The sequence below is a fragment of the Methylobacterium sp. 2A genome (assembly GCF_009806555.1).
Lineage (GTDB): Bacteria > Pseudomonadota > Alphaproteobacteria > Rhizobiales > Beijerinckiaceae > Methylobacterium.
The window spans coordinates 58,856-77,786 of record NZ_VUOK01000058.1 but is presented as its reverse complement, the minus strand read 5'-3'; the positions used below and the strand labels follow the sequence as shown (position 1 = coordinate 77,786).

The 18,931-nt window shown below is 68.7% G+C and carries 19 protein-coding genes and 1 pseudogene; 5 read left to right on the top strand and 15 right to left on the bottom strand.

Features of this window, described 5'->3' with window-relative positions; genetic code table 11:
• Nucleotides 1-55 precede the first annotated feature (55 nt).
• Nucleotides 56-559, bottom strand: coding sequence for a pyridoxamine 5'-phosphate oxidase family protein (locus FVE89_RS25320; RefSeq protein WP_161392915.1), 504 nt, complete (start codon nt 557-559; stop codon nt 56-58).
• A 143-nt stretch (nt 560-702) separates the two neighbouring features.
• Between FVE89_RS25320 and FVE89_RS25315 the strand changes: the two are divergent.
• Nucleotides 703-995, top strand: a pseudogene (locus tag FVE89_RS25315) (hypothetical protein).
• Between the two features lie 11 nt (nt 996-1,006).
• On the opposite strand, the gene FVE89_RS25310 reads toward FVE89_RS25315, so the two are convergent.
• Both FVE89_RS25310 and FVE89_RS25305 read right to left on the bottom strand, forming a co-directional pair.
• Nucleotides 1,007-1,531 carry a GNAT family N-acetyltransferase gene (locus FVE89_RS25310; protein WP_161392914.1) on the bottom strand — a complete coding sequence of 175 codons (525 nt, stop codon included), beginning with the start codon at nt 1,529-1,531 and terminating at the stop codon, nt 1,007-1,009.
• Entirely contained in the window at nt 1,528-1,845 is a 318-nt protein-coding gene (locus FVE89_RS25305) for a DUF1778 domain-containing protein (RefSeq protein ID WP_161392913.1), read from the bottom strand. Before FVE89_RS25305 ends, FVE89_RS25310 begins: the two co-directional genes overlap by 4 nt.
• Before the next feature lie 167 nt (nt 1,846-2,012).
• Between FVE89_RS25305 and apbC the strand changes: the two genes are divergently transcribed.
• A complete protein-coding gene (apbC, locus tag FVE89_RS25300) occupies nt 2,013-3,161 on the top strand; it encodes an iron-sulfur cluster carrier protein ApbC (protein WP_161392912.1) in 1,149 nt (382 codons plus the stop codon).
• Nucleotides 3,162-3,165: 4 nt separating this feature from the next.
• Nucleotides 3,166-3,804: a molybdenum cofactor guanylyltransferase MobA gene (gene mobA, locus FVE89_RS25295; protein WP_161392911.1), complete on the top strand. Its 639-nt coding sequence runs from the start codon at nt 3,166-3,168 to the stop codon at nt 3,802-3,804.
• Between the two features lie 85 nt (nt 3,805-3,889).
• On the opposite strand, the gene FVE89_RS25290 is transcribed toward mobA, so the two are convergent.
• The 6 genes from FVE89_RS25290 to FVE89_RS30690 all read right to left on the bottom strand — a co-directional run bounded on the left by FVE89_RS25290 (nt 3,890) and on the right by FVE89_RS30690 (nt 9,373).
• Nucleotides 3,890-4,348 carry a peptidylprolyl isomerase gene (locus FVE89_RS25290; protein ID WP_161392910.1) on the bottom strand — a complete coding sequence of 153 codons (459 nt, stop codon included), beginning with the start codon at nt 4,346-4,348 and terminating at the stop codon, nt 3,890-3,892.
• Nucleotides 4,349-4,425: 77 nt separating this feature from the next.
• A complete protein-coding gene (locus tag FVE89_RS25285; protein WP_161392909.1) occupies nt 4,426-4,923 on the bottom strand; it encodes a hypothetical protein in 498 nt (165 codons plus the stop codon).
• Nucleotides 4,924-4,930: 7 nt separating this feature from the next.
• Nucleotides 4,931-5,479, bottom strand: a complete 549-nt coding sequence (locus FVE89_RS25280; RefSeq protein ID WP_161392908.1) for a peptidylprolyl isomerase — start codon at nt 5,477-5,479, stop codon at nt 4,931-4,933.
• Between the two features lie 18 nt (nt 5,480-5,497).
• Nucleotides 5,498-6,001 carry a pantetheine-phosphate adenylyltransferase gene (gene coaD, locus FVE89_RS25275; RefSeq protein WP_161392907.1) on the bottom strand — a complete coding sequence of 168 codons (504 nt, stop codon included), beginning with the start codon at nt 5,999-6,001 and terminating at the stop codon, nt 5,498-5,500.
• A gap of 59 nt (nt 6,002-6,060) precedes the next feature.
• Nucleotides 6,061-8,820 carry a DNA gyrase subunit A gene (gyrA, locus tag FVE89_RS25270; protein WP_161392906.1) on the bottom strand — a complete coding sequence of 920 codons (2,760 nt, stop codon included), beginning with the start codon at nt 8,818-8,820 and terminating at the stop codon, nt 6,061-6,063.
• Nucleotides 8,821-9,010: 190 nt separating this feature from the next.
• A complete protein-coding gene (locus tag FVE89_RS30690; RefSeq protein WP_202131061.1) occupies nt 9,011-9,373 on the bottom strand; it encodes a hypothetical protein in 363 nt (120 codons plus the stop codon).
• A gap of 214 nt (nt 9,374-9,587) precedes the next feature.
• Here FVE89_RS30690 and FVE89_RS25260 point away from each other — a divergent pair, with 214 nt between their 5' ends.
• Complete coding sequence (locus FVE89_RS25260) at nt 9,588-10,445, top strand: S49 family peptidase (protein ID WP_161392905.1); 858 nt, start codon at nt 9,588-9,590, stop codon at nt 10,443-10,445.
• A 244-nt stretch (nt 10,446-10,689) separates the two neighbouring features.
• Here FVE89_RS25260 and FVE89_RS25255 read toward each other — a convergent pair whose 3' ends face one another.
• Both FVE89_RS25255 and FVE89_RS25250 read right to left on the bottom strand, forming a co-directional pair.
• Complete coding sequence (locus FVE89_RS25255; RefSeq protein ID WP_246731181.1) at nt 10,690-12,345, bottom strand: methyl-accepting chemotaxis protein; 1,656 nt, start codon at nt 12,343-12,345, stop codon at nt 10,690-10,692.
• A 157-nt stretch (nt 12,346-12,502) separates the two neighbouring features.
• Nucleotides 12,503-13,408, bottom strand: a complete 906-nt coding sequence (locus tag FVE89_RS25250; protein WP_342390052.1) for an NAD(P)-dependent oxidoreductase — start codon at nt 13,406-13,408, stop codon at nt 12,503-12,505.
• A gap of 74 nt (nt 13,409-13,482) precedes the next feature.
• Here FVE89_RS25250 and FVE89_RS25245 point away from each other — a divergent pair, with 74 nt between their 5' ends.
• Nucleotides 13,483-14,508, top strand: a complete 1,026-nt coding sequence (locus FVE89_RS25245) for a P1 family peptidase (RefSeq protein WP_161392902.1) — start codon at nt 13,483-13,485, stop codon at nt 14,506-14,508.
• A gap of 41 nt (nt 14,509-14,549) precedes the next feature.
• Here the strand turns inward: FVE89_RS25245 and FVE89_RS25240 are convergent, their stop codons facing one another.
• The 4 genes from FVE89_RS25240 to FVE89_RS25220 form a co-directional block, all read right to left on the bottom strand.
• Nucleotides 14,550-14,888, bottom strand: coding sequence for a hypothetical protein (locus FVE89_RS25240; RefSeq protein WP_161392901.1), 339 nt, complete (start codon nt 14,886-14,888; stop codon nt 14,550-14,552).
• A gap of 282 nt (nt 14,889-15,170) precedes the next feature.
• On the bottom strand, nt 15,171-15,509 hold the full coding sequence (locus FVE89_RS25235) for a hypothetical protein (RefSeq protein ID WP_161392900.1): 339 nt from the start codon (nt 15,507-15,509) through the stop codon (nt 15,171-15,173).
• A 756-nt stretch (nt 15,510-16,265) separates the two neighbouring features.
• Nucleotides 16,266-16,547: a hypothetical protein gene (locus FVE89_RS25225; protein ID WP_161392898.1), complete on the bottom strand. Its 282-nt coding sequence runs from the start codon at nt 16,545-16,547 to the stop codon at nt 16,266-16,268.
• Nucleotides 16,544-18,922 (bottom strand): response regulator, encoded by a 2,379-nt coding sequence (locus FVE89_RS25220; protein ID WP_161392897.1) that lies wholly within the window; start codon nt 18,920-18,922, stop codon nt 16,544-16,546. The genes FVE89_RS25225 and FVE89_RS25220 overlap by 4 nt, the downstream gene beginning before the upstream one ends.
• Between the last annotated feature and the right edge of the window lie 9 nt (nt 18,923-18,931).

Genomic DNA, 18,931 nt, shown 5'->3' with positions numbered 1-18,931 from the left:
CGGGCGGCCACCGTCCGATGACCGCCCGCGAACCTGTGCGTCGCGTGAGCGACGTTCAGGCCAGATCGACCTTCTTGGTCTCGGTCTTCGGGCTCTCGCCGGTCAGCGAGGCCTTCACGTAGCCGTAGAGGTGCAGCATCGTGCTGTTCGGGCTGTCCCAGTACTCGCCCTTCTCCGGATGGACCCGGATCAGAGCGACCTCGGGATCGTCCTTGCCGTTCGGGAACCAGGCCTTCAGGCTCTCATTCCACTTCTCATTGATCTTCGCCTGGTCGCGGACGATCTCGGCCTTGCCGGCCACCGAGACGTAGTTCTGGCTCGATGGGTCGGAATAGGCGAGGTTCACCTGATTGTCCTTGCTGATCTCGGCCGTCTTGGGCGAGTGCAGCTTGGTGAAGAACCACAGGTCGCCGTTCTCGTCGGCGTCGTTGTTCCACATCGGGCGGCTGTTGAGCGTGCCGTCGGAATCGACGGTGGTCATCATGGCGATCTTCACGTCCTTGATGAGCTCGAACAGCTTCTTCGCGCCCGCGTGGTCGCGGTGGTTGCCCTGATGCATGAACTTGGTCTCCTGATCGTCGGTCCGGGCGGTGAGTCCCGGGGGCGCGAAGGCGCTCCGGAGGGGTCCCCGCCTGAAGGCTGCCCCGACAACGGATCAATCTCCCGTTGGTTCAGCTTGCGTGTGCGGAGACGGAGGTTCGGATGACGCACGTCTCGGGGCGATGGCGGGCCGCCGTGCTCTCGGCGCTCGGCGCGCTCGCCCTCTCGGGTTCGCCAGCGGGCGCCGAGGTGCGGTTCGGTCCGGGCGTGCGCATCGGCGGCCACGACTTTTCCGATCGGCGCGCCGACAGCATCCATATCGAGCGCGTTAAGCGGCTGCGCGGCCCGCCGGGCTGCCGGCGCGGCCGCCAGGCATGGACCGGCGCGGCGACGGCACCGTGGTGCGCGGCCCGATGGAGGAAGGCAATCTGATCGCGAAGCCGCCGCCGCAGTAGCGCTCGGTCCGCTAAGAGCCTGTCCGTGCGAACAGCGCCTCGATCTCAGCCATCGGCTTGAAGAGCCGGTTCGGCAGATCGGGCAAGCGCAGGAACTCGTGCCGCTCGTAGAACTGGGCCGCGGCGGCGTCCTTCGCATCGACGATCACCGCCAGAGAGGCCGTCTCACTTCTCAGGCAGCGCCGCAGCGCGTCGAGGAGGAGCAGTGTACCGAAACCCTCGCCGCGCCGCCCTTTATCGACCGCCAACCGGCCGAGCAGCGTCGCGGGCAGCACAGGATAACGCGGCAGTTTCCTGACGAGGGCTGCCGGCAGATCGGCCGCCTGTATTGCGGTGTTCGAGAGCGTGTAGAAGCCGATCGCTGCAGGCGACGGTGGCTCCAACAAAACGTAGGGTGCCGCCACACGGCGCCGGGCGTCCTGTCCGGCCTGCACACGGAGGTAGCGGTCCAGCGCCTCGACGCCGCAGGTGAAGCAGGATCGGTCGTGCTGCGCCGGGTCAAGGGCGGTGATGACCGGCTTCGCCGTGCCGCTCACGGCCCGCTGTCGCCCATCCGCGTCTTGAAAGCGGCGACCCGCTCCCGCATGGGCTGGCTCGGTTCGCGGGGCTGGAGCAAGGCTTCTACGAAGGCACGAGAATCCCGCGCACCCAGCTCGATCATCGTGTGCTCGGCGATCGTGCGCTTGGCGGCATCCTGGACGCTGGTCAGGACAAAATCGGTGAGGCTGCGCCCTTCGAGCGCGGCGGCGCGCGTGATCAGCGCCTTCTGTTCGGCCGTGATGCGGGTCTCAAGCCGTTCGCTGCGGCGTCTAGGCGTCCGCCCGCCATCCGATCGTTCCGCGTTTGCCATTGCCGCTCCAGTCGTGCAGCCGAATGTACGGCCATGTGCCGGCCATTTCCAGCGGCTGTCGCGTCGTTTCCCAACCGCCTCCGATGTGAATCGCGGTTCGGGTCTGGTGTTCTGGGCAGGCTTGGTTACATGCACTGGCATACCCGCTTGCCCGCTGGAGAACGATTTTGGCGATCACCCGCGACGACGTGCTGAAGGCGCTCGCCGGCATCACGGTCGATGCCGCCGGCACCACCCTGCCCGGCTCGGGACGGCTGTCCCAGGTCGTGGTCGATCCGAACAACCGGGTGATGTTCTCGATCCTGGTCGATCCCAGCGAGGCCGAGCGGTTCGAGCCGGTGCGGCGGCAGGCCGAGGGCCGTGTCCTCCAGATGCCGGGCGTCTCGGGCGTGTTCGCGAGCCTCACCTCCGAGCGGACCCAGAGCCATCCGGCCCAGAGCAGCGCCGCCCCGCGCCCCGTGAGCCCGCCGCCGGTCGCTCCGCCCCGGCCCGGCGCGCCGCCGAACCAGGGCCCGCAGATCGCGGGCGTGCGCCACATCGTGGCGGTCGCCTCCGGCAAGGGCGGCGTCGGCAAGTCCACCACCGCCTGCAACCTCGCTTTGGCGCTCCAGGCGCAGGGGCTGAAGGTCGGCCTCCTCGACGCCGACATCTATGGCCCGTCGGTGCCGAAACTGTTCGGCCTCTCGGGCAAGCCGACCGTCGTCGACAACAAGGCCATGGAGCCGATGGTCGGCTACGGGCTCAAGGTTATGTCGATCGGCTTCCTGATCGAGCCCGAGACGGCGATGATCTGGCGCGGTCCGATGGTGCAGTCGGCCATCACCCAGATGCTGCGCGACGTGCTCTGGGGCGAACTCGACGTGCTCCTGGTCGACATGCCGCCGGGCACCGGCGACGCGCAGCTCACCATGGCGCAGGCGACGCCGCTCTCGGGCGCCGTGATCGTTTCGACGCCCCAGGACCTCGCGCTGATCGACGCGCGGCGCGGCGTGACCATGTTCAAGAAGGTCGCGGTGCCGATCCTCGGCGTGATCGAGAACATGGCGACCTTCGTCTGCCCGAATTGCGGCCATGCCTCGCACATCTTCGGGCATGGCGGCGCGCGGATCGAGGCGCAGCGCCTCGGCGTGCCGTTCCTCGGCGAGGTGCCGTTGAACATGACGATCCGCGAGACCTCGGATAACGGCCAGCCCGTGGTGGCGACGGATCCGGAGGGGCCGCACGCCAAGGTCTACCGCGACATCGCCGCCCAGCTCTGGGCGAACCTGTCCGGCGCGCCGGCCGGGCGGACGGCGCCGAAGATCGTCATCGAGTGAGACCATGGCGCCGCCGGTCCTGGGCCTGATCCTGGCCGGCGGGCAGGCGCGGCGGATGGGCGGGGGCGACAAGCCGCTGCTGCGGCTCGGCGGGCGGACGCTGCTGGAGCGGGTGGTCGAACGGCTCGGGCCGCAATGCGGGGCCGGGCTGGCGCTGAGTGCCAACGGCGATCCGGCGCGGTTTTCTGGTTTTCCCGGGCCGATCCTGCCGGATTCGCTGCCGGATCAGCCGGGCCCGCTTGCCGGGATCCTCGCCGGGCTGGATTATGCCGCGGCGCAGGGCCTCGCGCGGATGGTCAGCGTGTCGGGCGACGCGCCGTTCCTGCCGGAGGATCTGGTGGCGCGCCTGCACGCAGTTGGCTCGGAGACCGGCATCGCGCTCGCGGCTTCCGGCGCGCGACAGCACTACACGATCGCCCTCTGGCCGACGGTTCTGCGCGAAGATCTGCGGGATTATTTGCAGCGGGGCGAAAGGCGCGTCGGCGCCTTCATCGCGTGCCACGGGACCGCGACGGCGTCCTGGCCGGCAGAGCCGGTAGACCCGTTCCTCAACGTCAACACGCCGGAGGATCTGGCGGTGGCGGAAATCGCAGTGCTGAGATCGGACGCCGGTCGGGGCGCTGGGCGATCCGCGGGCGCGTGAGTCCGATCCGGATCCGATCCACGCCCTGATCCTGGCGGTGCCGGGCCGCCCGCAGGCTGCGGGTGGCCCGGAGATCAGGTGAGCCTCAGGCCGCCGCGACGCTCGCCTTCACGATCTTGTCCGGGGAGCGCGGCGGCTCGCCCTTGTTGATCGTGTCGACCACGTCCATGCCTTCCACGACCTTGCCCCACACCGTGTATTGCTTGTCGAGGAAGCGGGCATCGTCGAAGCAGATGAAGAACTGCGAGTTCGCCGAGTGCGGGAAGTTCGTCCGCGCCATCGAGCAGGTGCCGCGCACATGCGGCTCGGCGTTGAACTCGGCCTTCAGGTCCGGCAGGTCGGAGCCGCCCGAGCCTGTGCCGGTCGGGTCGCCCGTCTGGGCCATGAACCCGTCGATCACCCGGTGGAACGGCACGCCGTCGTAGAAGCCCTGCGACGCCAGCGTCTTGATGCGCTCGACGTGGCCCGGGGCGAGGTCGGGGCGCAGCGCGATCACGACGCGGCCCTTGGTGGTCTCAAGCACGATGGTTTCGTTGTCGGCCATGTCTTCATCCTTTCGGTTGAGGGACTTGTACGAGCGCGCGCCGGATCCGGCCAGCGCCCAAAGGGGAGTACCGATTTTCAGGCCGGCGGGCGGTAGACGAAGCGCAGCGCCACCGGGCGGCCCGCAATGGCCCTGCCCAGGCCCGCCGTGATGTGAGCCGGGGTGCAGCGCGACACCGCATCGAGCGTGCCACGCACGAGGGTCGCCCGCTGCGATCCCGCGACCCCCGCCGCGTAGGTGACGCGCGGCGGGCCGATCAGGCTGCCGTCCCGGCGCAGCGACAGCCGCAGGGTGATCTCGATGTCGTCCGAGCCCGCGCTCGGCCGTCCAAGGCCCGCCGGCACCTGCCAGCAGGCGGCGAGCGCCGGGTAGAGTTCCGCCAGGGTGTCGGCGGGCTTCGTCGCCATCCGCGACACCGGCACCGCGATCGTCGCCCGCAGCGTCTGCGGCAGGCTCAAGGGATAGCCGCCGCCGGGCTCGAAGGCATAGCCGTAGAAAGGACTGCCCTCGTAGGTCGCGGCCTGCGCCGGACCCAGGCTCAGCAGGAGGATCGCGGCGGCGCGCCAGCCCGGCATGCGGCCGCTACTTGCCCTTCTCGGCCAGCGTCATGCTGACGATCTTGTCGGGATCCTGCACGGCCCCGCCGGGCGCGCCGGGGGCGGCCTTCTTGATCTTGTCGAGCACGTCGAGCCCATCGGTGACGTTGCCGACGATCGTATACTGCCCGTTCAGGAACGGCGCGTCGCCGAGGCAGATGAAGAACTGCGAGTTCGCCGAGTTCGGATCGGACGAGCGGGCCATGCCCACCGTGCCGCGGCGGAACTCGGCCGATTGCGAGAATTCCGCCGGGATGTTCGGCAGGCTGGAGCCGCCGGTGCCGTTGCCCTTCGGGTCGCCGGTCTGGGCCATGAAGCCGTCGATGACGCGGTGGAACTTGAGGCCGTTGTAGAAGCCCTGGGCGACCAGCGTCTTGATCTGCTTGACGTGCTTGGGCGCCAGATCCGGCCGCAGCTCGATGGTGATCCGCCCGTCCTTGGTCTGGAGATAGACCGTGTTGGCGTCGGCGGCCTGAACGGTCGTGGCGGTGCCGAGCGTCAGGGCGAGCGCGAGGAGGGCGTGGCGTCGGTTCATCGAAATCCTTCCAGTCTTTTAGGAATGGGCGGCGAAGCGCTGCCGGAGCCGCGCCGCGACGGCGGCCGGAACGAAGGGCGAGACATCCCCGCCCATGCCGGCGATCTGGCGCACCAGCGTCGCGGTGATCGGGCGGGCCTGCGTCGAGGCGGGCAGAAAGACGGTCTGCACTTCGGGCGCCATGGCGCCGTTCATGCCGGCCAGCTGCATCTCGTAGTCGAGATCGGTCCCATCGCGCAGTCCGCGGATGAAGATCGTGGCGCCTGAGCGCCGGGCGGCCGAGACCGCGAGGTCGTTGAAGGTGACGATCTCCAGCGCCGCACCCTCGGTCTGGGCCACCGGCCCGCAGGTCTCGGTGAGGAGCGCCGCCCGCTCCTCGGCGGAGAAGAGCGGCGCCTTGCCGGGATGGACGCCGATGGCGATCACGAGGCGGTCCACCAGCCGGCAGGCTTGGCGGATCACGTCGAGATGGCCGTTCGTGACCGGATCGAACGAGCCGGCGTAGAGGGCGGTGCGGGTCATCGCGACCCGACCTAGAGCATTTTGGCGCCGGACGGAACCTGCCGCGCCGGCGCGGCGTGTCAGCCCTCGCTGCCGCCCTCCGCAGCGCCCTCCGTCCCGCCTTCGGCGGTGCCGGCTTCGGCGCCCTCGTCCTCGCCCTCGATGTGCTCCACCGAGACGACCTTCTCGTCCTTGGCGGTGTTGAACACCGTCACGCCCTGCGAGGCGCGGCCGACGATGCGGATGTCGTCCACCGGCACGCGGATCAGCTGGCCGCCATCGGTCACCAGCATGATCTGGTCCGAGGCTTCCACGGGGAAGGACGCCACGAGGCTGCCGTTGCGGGCATTGACCCGCATCGCCGTGATGCCCTTCCCGCCGCGCCCCGAGGTCCGGTACTCGAACGACGAGGAGCGCTTGCCGTAACCCCGCTCCGACAGGGTCAGCACGTATTGCTCGGCCGCTCCCATCTCGTTGTAGCGGTCGAGCGAGATCGCGGCCGCCTCGGTGCCGTCCTCGGCCTCCGCATCGCCGTTCTCCTCGGCCTCGCCGGTCACGGCGCGGCGCATCTTCAGGTAGCCGGCGCGCTCCTCGGCAGTGGCGTCGAAGGCGTTCAGGATCGTCATCGAGATGACCCGGTCGCCCGGGGCCAGCTGGATGCCGCGCACGCCGGTCGAATCGCGGCCCTTGAACACGCGCACATCCTCCACGGGGAAGCGGATGCACTGGCCGAGCGCGGTCGTCAGCAGCACGTTCTGGTCCGGACGGCAGATCTCGACATGGACGATGTGGTCGCCCGGATCGAGCTTCATGGCGATCTTGCCGTTGCGGTTCACCGTGGTGAAGTCCGACAGCTTGTTGCGCCGGACGTTGCCGGAGGCGGTCGCGAACATCACGTCGAGCGTCTCCCAGGACGCCTCGTCCTCGGGCAGCGGCATGATGGTGGTGATGCGCTCGGAGGTGTCCTGCAATTGCAGGATGTTCACCAGCGCCTTGCCGCGGGCGTTCGGGGCGGCCATCGGCAGGCGCCAGACCTTCTCCTTGTAGGCCTGGCCCTGGCTGGAGAAGAACAGCACCGGCGTGTGGGTGTTGGCCACGAACAGGCGGGTGACGAAATCCTCGTCGCGGGTCGCCATGCCGGAGCGGCCCTTGCCGCCGCGGCGCTGAGCCCGGTAGGTCGAGAGCGGCACGCGCTTGACGTAGCCGGCATGCGACACGGTCACCACCATGTCCTCGCGGGCGATCAGGTCCTCGTCCTCGACGCTGCCGTCGAAATCGACGATCTCGGTCCTGCGCGGGGTGGCGAATTGCTCGCGCACCTCGGCGAGCTCCGTCTTGACGATCCCCTGGATGCGGGCGCGCGAGCGCAGGATGTCGAGATAGTCGGCGATCTCGTCGGCGAGCGTCTTCAGCTCGTCGCCGACCTCGTCGCGGCCCAGAGCCGTGAGGCGCTGCAGGCGCAGGTCGAGGATGGCACGGGCCTGGGTCTCGGACAGGCGATAGGTCCCGTCCTCGGCGACCCGGTGGCGCGGGTCATCCACAAGCGCGATCAGCGGCGCGATGTCGTGGGCCGGCCAGTCGCGGCCCATCAGGGCCTCGCGGGCGGCGTTCGGATCCGGCGAGGTGCGGATCAGGCGGATCACCTCGTCGATATTGGCGACCGCGATGGCGAGGCCGCACAAGACGTGCGCCCGCTCGCGGGCCTTGCCGAGGAGGAACTTGGTCCGCCGGGAGACGACCTCCTCGCGGAAATCCACGAAGGCCTGGAGCAGGTCCTTCAGGTTCATCAGCTCGGGGCGGCCGCCGTTCAGCGCCACCATGTTGCAGCCGAAGGAGGTCTGGAGCGGTGTGAACCGGTAGAGCTGGTTCAGCACCACGTCCGCCATGGCGTCGCGCTTGATCTCGACGACGATGCGCATGCCCGTCCGGTCGGATTCGTCGCGCAGGTCGGAGATGCCCTCGACGCGCTTCTCCTTCACCAGCTCGGCGATCTTCTCGACCAGCGTCGCCTTGTTCACCTGATAGGGGATCTCGGTGACGATCAGCGCCTCGCGCTCCTTGCGCAGCTCCTCGACATGCGACTTGGCGCGCATGATCACCGAGCCGCGCCCCGTCGCGTAGGCCTGCCGCGTACCGGCGCGGCCGAGGATCATGCCGCCGGTCGGGAAATCCGGGCCGGGCACGATCTCGGTGAGCTGCTCGATGGTGAGCCCCGGATCGTCGATCAGCGCCACGCAGGCATCGATCAGCTCGCCGAGATTGTGCGGCGGGATGTTGGTCGCCATGCCGACCGCGATGCCGCCGGCGCCGTTGACCAGCAGGTTCGGGAAGCGGGCCGGCAGGACGGTCGGCTCCTCGCGCGACTCGTCGTAGTTGGGTCCGAAATCGACGGTGTTCTTGTCGATGTCGGTGAGCAGCGCCGTGGCGGGCTTGGCGAGGCGCGATTCGGTGTAGCGCATGGCGGCCGGCGGATCGCCGTCCACCGAGCCGAAATTGCCCTGCCCGTCGATGAGCATCAGGCGCATGGAGAAGTCCTGCGCCATCCGCACCAAGGCGTCGTAGATCGATTGGTCGCCGTGCGGGTGGTAGAGACCGATCACGTCGCCGACGATGCGCGCCGACTTGACGTATTTCCGCTCGGGCAGGTGCCCGGATTCGAAGGCGGAGTAGAGGATGCGCCGGTGCACCGGCTTCAGGCCGTCGCGCGCGTCGGGAAGCGCCCGGCTCACGATCACGCTCATCGCGTAATCGAGGTAGGAGCGGCGCATCTCGTCGGTGATGGAGACGGGGCGGATGTCGCTGGCGGGCGGGGCTGCGCCAGTCGGATCGTTCTCGGCCAAGTCGGTTTCCGTTCTGAAGCCCGGACGGGCGGTGCTCTCGGCCGTTCCCGGGTGGCGCGCGATGCGCCGGAACGGCCTCTCGGAAGAGCAGTGATATCAGACGGTTAAATAAGGTTTTCCAAGGCCGTACGCAAGGTCGCCGGCAAGCCCGCGGCCCGGCCGGATGGGGCCGGGCCGCGGGCCCTGCGGGTCAGTAGAACGTCAGGTGGCGGTGGCCCACCGCGCGGCCCGGGACGGCATGGTGCTGGCCGACGTGATGGCGGTATCCGAAGCGGTGATGCGCATGGTGCCGGTGCCCGTAATGCCGGTGCCCATAGTGCCGATGCCAATGGTAGCGCCGGTGCCAGTGGTGGCGGCGGTGATGCCAGTGGCGCCGCCAGTGATGGCGGCGGTGCCAGTGGCGGCGGTAGTGCCAGCGCGCGAGCTGCACCACCGGGGCGGGCGCCGCGGTCTCGGCGGTGACGGGGACCGGAAGGGGCGCCGCGCGGGCGGGCGCACCCGCCAGACCGCCGATCAGCGCGGCCAGGAGGGCCAGGATAGGCCAGGGTCGCATCGTCTCTCTCCCGTGTTGGCACCCGGATGATCCTGCGGATCCGGGCCGGTGCGACAGCCGCACCAAGCGCAGGAACGGCCAAGGTCGGCAAACGGTTCGGTCCGCGGGACTGCGCAGACGCACCACCCTTGCTTGGGGTTAAGGAACGCCCAGTTTCCGCTAGACCCATCCGGGCCGTTCCCCGCCCGATCTCAGTGAGCCGCGTAAGATCCCCATGGCGTTCGCGTTGTCCGAGTCCCTCCGCGCCCTCCTGCCACGCCGCTTCCGGGACCGCCGCCCGCGGGTCGCCGTGGTCCGGCTTGCGGGCACGATCGGGGCGGTCTCGCCGATCCGCCCGGGCCTCTCGATCGGCGGCGTGGCCGGCAGTCTGGAGCGGGCCTTCGGGATGCCCGGGGTCAAGGCGGTCGCGCTCGTGATCAACTCGCCGGGCGGCTCGCCCGCGCAGTCGCATCTGATCCACCGCCGCATCCGGGCGCTCGCCGAGGAAAAGAGCCTGCCGGTCATCGCCTTCGTGGAGGATGTCGCGGCCTCGGGCGGCTACATGATCGCCTGCGCGGCCGACGAGATCGTCGCCGACCCGACCTCGATCGTCGGCTCCATCGGCGTGGTCTCGGCCGGGTTCGGCTTCCACGGCCTGCTGGAGAAGCTCGGCGTCGAGCGCCGGGTGCACACCCAGGGGGAGGCCAAGTCGATGCTCGACCCGTTCCGCCCGGAGGACCCGGCCGACGTGGAGCGGCTGAAGCGCATCCAGGCCGACGTGCAGGACCTGTTCACGGGCCTCGTGACGGCGCGACGCCCGACCCTGTCGAAGGGCGAAAACCTGTTCACCGGGGCGGTCTGGACCGGCCGTCAGGCACTGCCCCTCGGCCTCGTCGACGCGCTGGGCGACGTGCGCACGGTGATGCGCGCCCGGTTCGGCGAGAAGGTGGATCTCCGGCCGATCGCTGAGGCCCGGGGCGGGTTCCTGTCCCGCCTGCTGCGCCGGGGCGGTGCGCCGGGCGGGATTGCGCTCGCCGAGGGAGCGATGGCGGCCCTGGAAGAGCGCGCGGCCTTCGCCCGGTTCGGGCTCTGAGCGCCGGCTCTTGTCCCAGAAAGGCTACGCGCCCTTCTCGCACGCCCCAACGATGTTCACCGTCGCCGGCGGACATTGCCGCTGACGACAGAGCGCGTCAGGACCCCTCTCCCGTCGGGAGAGGGGACCCACGCTCGATCCTGGGGCCACCCCGCTGAAGCGGATGTGTGAACCCCACAAGCTCCGTATGTGGGAAGGGCGCCGGCCGGTCCGCTTCCGCCTGCACCCTTTCGAAACGTAGGCGTCAGGCCGCCACCTGCGCCAGGAAGCGCTCGATCTCGCCCTCCAGCTCGGCCGCCACGGTATCGACCGTCTGAGCCGCCTCGGTGACGGTGGCGGCCATCCGGGCGGAGCGCCGGGCCGCACCCGCCACCGTGGTCAGCCCGCTGGCGATCGCTTCCGTGGCGCCGGCTGTCTCGGCGACGTTGCGGGAGATCTCGGCGGTGGCCGCACTCTGGGCGCTCATCGAGGCCGCGATGACGCCCGTTGTCGCGCTGACCGCGCGCATCCGCTCGCCCATCCGGCCGATCGCCGCCACGGTGGCCGCGGTCGAGGTCTGGACGCCGGCGATCTGGCCCGAAATCTCCTCGGTGGCCTTGGCGGTCTGCTCGGCGAGCGCCTTCACCTCGGAAGCCACCACCGCGAAGCCGCGGCCGGCCGTTCCCGCGCGGGCCGCCTCGATCGTGGCATTGAGCGCCAGCAGGTTGGTCTGCCCGGCGATCTGGCGGATCAGGCCGACCACGGCGCCGATGCGGCCCGCGGCCTCGGCGAGGCCGCCGATCTCGGCGTTCATCGCCTCCGAATCCGCGCTCGCGGTGGCGACCAGGGCCTCGGCCTGGTTGAGCTGCCCGCCGATCTCGCTGATCGAGGCGGAGAGTTCCTCGGCCGCGCTCGCCACGGTCTGGACGCTTGCCGAGGTCTCGTGCGAGCCGCGCTCGGTCTCGGCCACCGCGCCCTCGGCTTCAGCGGAGCTCGCCGCCATCTCGCCGGCCCGGTCGCGCATCGAGCCGGTGCTGGCGGTGAGCGCGCCCTTCAGCACGACCACCTGGCCGCGAAACGCCTCGATGGCGCGATCCAGCGCGGCGCGCCGCCGCGCCTCGCCGGCGGCGCCGGCGCTCTGCAGGCCTTCGAGTTCCCGCGTCCGCAGGCCGGCGACGCGCAGCACCTCGACCGAGCGGGCCACCGCGCCGATCTCGTCGCCGCGCCCGGCATGGGGGATCGGCGTCTCCAGATCACCGGCCGCCAGGCCTTCGATCCGGGCCGCAATCGTGGAGAAGGGCCGGAACAGGCGCGCCGCCGCGAAGCCCACCAGGGCACAGGCGAGCGCCGCGATGACTACGGCCGCGATGCCGAGGCTCGTCATGGTCTGGGCATGCGCGTCGAAATACATCTCGATCGGCAGGCCGACGAACAGGATCCCGTTCACCGCCCCGGCGGCATCGAAGGTCGGCTGATAGACGGTGAAGTAGCGGCGTCCGAACAGCAGGGCCGGCCCCTCGTAGGTCTTGCCGGCGCGCACGGCGGCCTGGGCCGGGCTGTCGGGGGCGAGTGCGGTGCCGACCGCGCGGGCGCCGTCCTCGCGGCGCACCGTCGTCTGGCGGCGCACGAAGCTGTCGGTCGCCGCCTCGAAGCTGAAGACCGTCGCCACGCCGCCGGAATAGGCGACGGCGTTGTCCACCACCGCGGCGTCCGCGAAACCGGAAAGGCTCGGCGCGACGACCCGGGCGACCCGAGAGCCCGACAGCTCGGTCGTCGCGCCCGTCAGCCGTTCCGCCAGCACGAGGGCGAGGGTGCGCAGGTTGCGATCGCCGTTGGAGCGCTGACGCTCCTCCATCTGCGACCAGGTCTGCCGAGACACGGTGATCGAGATCGCGCCCGCAGTGAGGGACACCGCGAGCATCGCCAAGAGGATTACTTTCGTGGACAAGGACATCGCGCGCAGCGAGACGGGCTGTCGAAACATATGCCGGTATCCGCACTAAGAGGCGCGGACACTGTAATGTTTCGTTGAACGGAGTCTTAATTTTCGTCTCTGGCGAGCAACGATGCGGCTGCACTCAACCCTGGCCTGCACGCCGTGCGGCGACGCGGGCGAGCGCCGCGAGGTCCTTCTCGCCATCGCCGTGGCTGATCGCCTCGATCAGGCCGTCGCGCAGGACGCTGGCGAAGGGCATCGGTACGCCGGCGCCCTCGGCGGCCTGGAGGGCGAGCCGCACATCCTTGGCGCCGAGCTTGAGGATGAAGCCCGGCGGCTCGTAGCGGTTCTGGGCGATCGAGGCGCCGTAGCCCTTGTAGACCGGCGAGGCGAACAGGGTGTTGGTCATCAGGTCGAGGAAGTCGGCGCCCGGCACCCCGTGGCCTTCGGTGAGCGCGCAGCCCTCCGCCATGGCCTCGATGGCCGAGACCAGCATGAAGTTGCCGGCGAGCTTGACGGCGTTCGCCCGCACCGGGTCCTCGCCGAACCGCCAGGTCTTGGCGCCCATGGCGTCAAGCAGCGGCGCGGCGCGGTCGATCAGATCCGACGCGCCGGCCGCCACGATGTTGAGCTTGCCGGCCTCCGCCACGTCCGGCCGGCCGAAGACCGGCGCCGAGATGTAGGGGACGCCCGCCCGCTCATGCACGGCGGCGAGCTGCCGGGCGAGCGCCACCGAGATCGTGCTCATGCCGATATGCACGCCCGGGCGCTCCGGCCGGTCGAGCAGGCCGCCGGCCACGATCACGGCCTCGAGGGCCGCGTCGTCGGCCAGCATGGTGATGACGGCATCCCCCGCGAAGGCCTCGGCGGCGCTGCCGACGGGCGTCACCCCCGCGATGCCCTTGGCCGCCTCCGGCGAGCGGTTCCAGGCGCGCACCGTGTGGCCGGACCGCGCGAGGCTGGCGGCCATGCCCCGGCCCATCCGCCCCATTCCGATGATTCCGACGTCCATGGCGTGCTCCTCGATTCCCTGTGCGGCATGACCAATCGGGGAAACCAGCTGGGCGGTCCGTGCCGCCCGCCGGGATTTGCGCCGATCGTCGGCCGTGGCAAGCTCTGCCGATGCTGCGCAATTGCATCACGGACATTCCCGGTTTGCGGGTCGGCCACGCGAGCGATCTGCGAATCGCCAGCGGCGTCACCGCGATCCTGTTCGATGAACCCGCGGTCGCCTCGGTGGATGTGCGCGGCGGCGGGCCGGGCACCCGCGAGACCGACCTGCTCGATCCCGAGCGCACCGTGGAGCGGATCGACGCCCTGGTGCTGTCGGGGGGCTCGGCCTTCGGGCTCGATGCGGCGGCGGGCGTGACGGCGTGGCTCGCCGAGGCCGGGCGCGGCTTTCCGGTCGGCGGGATGCGGGTGCCGATCGTGCCCGGGGCGATCCTGTTCGATCTGCTGAACGGCGGCGACAAGGATTGGGGCCGCTACCCTCCCTACCGCGAATTGGGTTTCGCCGCCGCCGCGGCGGCGGCCGAGGATTTCGCGCTGGGCTCCGTGGGGGCCGGGACCGGCGCGCGGACCGGGCGCCTGAAGGGCGGGATCGGCTCGGCCTCCGCGCTGGTGGCCGGCACGGGGTTCCGGGTCGGGGCGCTCGCGGCGGTGAACGCCTTCGGCAACGCGACGGTCGGCGACGGGCCGCATTTCTGGGCCGCGCCCTTCGAGGAGGGGGACGAGTTCGGCGGCCTGGGCTCGCCGGCCCGGGTGCCGGCCGACGCCCTCGCCTTCCCGGCCCGGGCGCTGCCGGGCGCGGCCACGACGCTCGCCGTGGTGGCGACCGACGCGGCGTTGACCAAGGCGCAGTGCCGGCGCCTCGCGGTGGCGGCCCAGGACGGCCTCGCCCGCGCCCTCGTGCCGGCGCATACGCCGCTCGACGGCGATCTGGTGTTTGCCGCCGCCACCGGCGCCGTGCCGCTGGCCGACCCGGTGGTGGCGATGGCGCGCCTGGGCGACGCCGCCGCGCGGGTGCTGGCGCGGGCGGTGGCGCGGGGGGTGTTTTCGGCGACGCGTCTGCCGGGGCAGACGGTGGCGTCGCCGCTGGCCTGGACGGGTTTGCCGCCGGCTTGGGGGGATGTGTTTCGTGGCGGTTAGTCTCAGCGGCAGCGCGCGAAACGCTGCATGCGCAGCCAATTTTAGTTCGGCGCCAGGAAGAACAACTTGCTCGGCGCGAATCTAAGCACCTTGCCCGCGAATAGATTATAGAACTCCGGCACCGTGTTGAACACGACTTCGCGGCCGGAAAGCATCTGAATGCCGTACGCGATTCTTTGTCGTTCCGATACGCTGAAGAAACTCACGACGACGTGGCTCCAGGATCGCCCGTCGTTCAAGATCGTTCTGCCCCAGCTGATTACGGGCACGTCGGCTTTATCCTCGAATTGGCTATCCCAGATATGCCGTATGCACCCGATTTCGTCCCATGCTTCAGCGGAGATCGTGACGTTGACGGGTAAGATCGGCTCATCCGTCATGGGCTCGCACCGTTCCGAATCGCCTGCGTGGATTGGCAAGATCTCCGGAAGATCTTTGCTGCGTCCACGATGCTGGGCGTATTATCTGTGTGGGCGCGATCGTGAGGCTGCACGCGGGCGTTTCGCCCAGTCAAGGAATACGGCTTCTGTTTGCCTTCGGCTGATGCCGCTCTCGTCGTCATCGCGAGCGCAGCGAAGTGACCCAGGGCACCCCGACCTTTGAGGACGTGGCGCGACACTGGATTGCCTCGCTCCGCTTGCAAAGACAGCGGCTTATAATTCTTAATCAGGTGAAAGGAAAAACCACTTGTCTTGCGCAAATATTATTACCTGACCTTCAAAAATTCCACAATACTTCGGAGTAATGAAAAATATAATTTCGCATCCATTCAGAATTTGAATGCCTCCTTCTATTTTATATCTTTCTGACTTTCTATAGAATCCAACAACGATGTTTTCCCATGATTTTCCGGAGTTTAGAATCGTTGTTCCCCACGCAATCGACAAAACATCAGCCTTGTCGTCGCTCCCCTCATCATATAAATTACGAATGGAATCTATCTCTTTCCAGGCTTCTGATGATATCGTAAAGTTTATCGGAAGAATAGGTTCTTTCTGCATATCTCACCTCCTAAAATTGTCGTTCAGTATAATTCCATGGCGGACAGCTGATGAAAGAACGCGATCTTGGCAACTGAAATTTGTTGGCCCCTCTACTCTGACCAATCCAAAATCAAAGTCATAAATGCAATACCGCCCTACGGTTTGGGTATTTCAGTTACGAGTGTTCCCCAGCTATACGACTGCGAAGCAAGGTGTAAATTTTCGCCTAGCTGAGTTGTGTCGGAGTCTGCCGAAGTCCCTGTCCACTGTCCGCCCTCTCGCTGACCGGCTGGAACGCGAGGCTGATTGGGGTTGAATTGCTTAAGCGCGAGCTTAAGCCAGGCAATCTTGGTAATGACTCTCGCTGCATCTAAATCATAACGAATTTTTTCAAGATTCAATGATTCGCCAAGGTTGCGCATCGTGATGCCCCTGTTCACATTCCTTATATAGGAATTTTAGCAGAAAGGCAAGTTTTTCGTTTGGATGCGCGAACGAGCGCGAAGCGATATTATTTGATCTTTTGTTCGGATAGTAAATAATGCGAACTGTTGTAAATGATAAATTATCTATACATCGCAGCAATCATCATTGATCTGCCGCTGAATGTACTGTCTTGCCCCCGGGGCGCTGCCTGCAGGCTTCTCGGCATAGCGATACAGCCGCCCAGCCTAAACGCTGGTGGGTATCACGCAGGATCACCCATCGCATCCATCATTTTGCAACATCGACAAACCCCTCATCGCAGCATTCAGCCCACGATGAGGGGCCGTCTCACACCTCCCCGCGCGCATCCGCGATCAGCTGCGCCAGCCCGGCATCGACCTCATCCGCCAGCATTGTCCGCTCCGCGTCGGTCAGATCCTTCGCCCAGGCACCACTCCCAAAACCCTCGGTGCAGCGCGCCCGCTCGGAGGCGATGTAGGCCTCGGTCTCGGCGGGCCGCATCTTCATGGCGTGGACCATGCCGAACCATGCCGCGCGCTCGACTACCGCCAGCCGCGCCCGCAGGCGGATCGCCACCGCCTTGTCGGGATCGATCCCCTCATCGCTCATGGCCGCTCCCCCGTCTCCTGCTCGGCGAGCCGCGCGATCAGGCCCTGGAGTTGTCCCGGCACCGGCTCGCTCGCCGAACGCGCGTAGAGCACCCGCAGTTGCCGGCCGATCTCCGCGAGGCTCATGGAGCCCTTGGCGATCACCCGGTCGGCCTGCCGGTTCAGGCTCTCCTTCTCGGCCTCCGTGACCTCCTTGGCGGTGAGCACCACCACGGGCACGTCGCCGTCGGGCCGTGCGCGCAAAGCCCGCAGGAAGCCGAACCCGTCCATCTCGGGCATCATCAGGTCAAGGAGGATCAGGCTCGGCCGCGCTTCGTTCACCCGCTCCAGGGCGATCCGGCCGTTCTCCGCCTCGTCGACGATCCAGCCCTCGCGGCCCAGCGACCGGCGCAGGCGCTCCCGGGCATCCGCGTCGTCGTCCACCACGAGGACCCGCGCCTCGTTCGGCGCCTCCGGCCGGTAGCGCTCCATCAGGCCCTTCAGCCGGTCCCAGTCGATCGGCTTCACGAAATAGTCGGTGGCGCCGAGCGCCTGCCCGAGCCCCTGCTCGGCCACCACCGAGGTCATGATCACCGGCGTCCCGGCGAGGTCGGGATCGTTGCGCACGGCGTGCAGCACCGCCCAGCCGTCCATGCGCGGCATCTCGACGTCGAGCAGGATCGCGCGGGGCTTGAGCGCCCGGGCCAGCGTCAGGCCGGCGCGGCCATCGTTGGCGCTGCGCACGTGAAACCCCTCGCGCTCCAGGAAGCGCTGGAGCAGCTCCCGGGCGGCCGGGTCGTCATCGACCAGCAGGACCGTCTCGTGCTGCTCGTGCGGCTCCACCGCATGGGCCTCGGCCTCGGCGGATGGCGCGTCCTCGGGGGCGAGGGTCGCGGGCAGGCGGATCGTGAAGGTCGAGCCTGTGCCGGGCGTGCTGGTGACGCCGATATCGCCGCCCATCGTCCGGCAGAAGGCGCGGGTGATGGCGAGCCCGAGACCCGTGCCGCCGAACTGGCGGGTGGTCGAGTCGTCGGCCTGGACGAAGCGCTCGAACAGCCGCCCGATCTGCTCTTCGCTCATGCCGATGCCGGTATCCGCGATGGCGAAGGACAGCCAGTCGGCCCCCGCCTCCCGGTGCCGGCGCACCGTCAGGGTGATGGTGCCGGTCTCGGTGAACTTGGCGGCGTTGCCGATCAGGTTCAGCAGGCACTGACGGATCTTGGTCTGGTCCTGGTGCATGGACCCGAGATCGGCCCCGTCCGTATCGAGGACGAAGCGGTTGCCCTTCTTCTCCACCAGGGAGCCGGTGGCGTCGGACACGTCCCGCAGCAGGTCGGTGACGGAAAAGGTCTCGGCCGAGGCGGTCATGCGCCCGGCCTCGATCTTCGAGATGTCGAGCACGTCGTTGATCAGCGACAGGAGGTGGCGGGCCGCCGCCTCGATCTTGCGCAGGTCCGGCAGGAGGGCGGCCTGGCCGATATCCTCCAGCTCCTCGCCGAGCATCTCGGAATAGCCGATCACCGCCGAGAGCGGCGTGCGCAGCTCGTGGCTCATGTTGGCGATGAACTGGCTCTTGGCGCGGTTGGCCGCCTCGGCGGCTTGGCGCGCCCGCTCCACCGCCTCCTCGGCCTCCTTGCGCTCGGTCACGTCGACGCAGGTGCCGACCCATTCGCGCAGGGATCCGTCCTCGGCCAGCACCGGAACGCCACGCACCTCCATGGCGCGCCAGACCCCATCGTGCCGGCGCAGGCGGTACTCGATCTCGTACGTGGCCCGCGCCTCCACGCAGGCCGCCCAGGCATCGGCGGCGTGACCCCGGTCGTCGGGATGGACCGCGTCGAGCCAGCCCCAGCCCTGGTAGGCCTCCTCGGTCTGGCCGGTGTAGATGCTCCAGCGGACCTGCGGCGGCGTCAGCTCGCCCGCGGCGTTGGTGTTCCAGATCACGGCCGCGGAGGCGTCCACCAGCGCGCGGAACCGCTGCTCGGAATGGCGCAGGCGCTCCTCGGTGGCGCGGCGGCCGGTGATGTCGGTGTTGGTTCCGTACCAGCGCAGGACCCGCCCGGATTCATCCCGATGCGGCCGCGCCTTCGACAGGAACCAGCGGTAGATCCCGTCCCGGCCACGCAGCGGGAACGTGTCCTCCCAGGAACTGCCAAGGGCGATGGCGGCCTGATAGCGCTCCGTCACCGCCGCGACGTGATCGGGATGGTGGACCTTGCGCCAGCCCCAGCCGCGCATCTCCTCCAGGGTCGTGCCGGTGTAATCGTACCAGCGCTGGTTGTACCAGATGATGGTGCCGTCAGCCTCGGCGATCCAGGCGAGCTGCGGCAGCGTCTCGGCGAGAATCCGGTAGTCGGCATCCGTGACGGCCTCGGCGCCGCCCTCACTCTCGCTCATCGGCTGCGC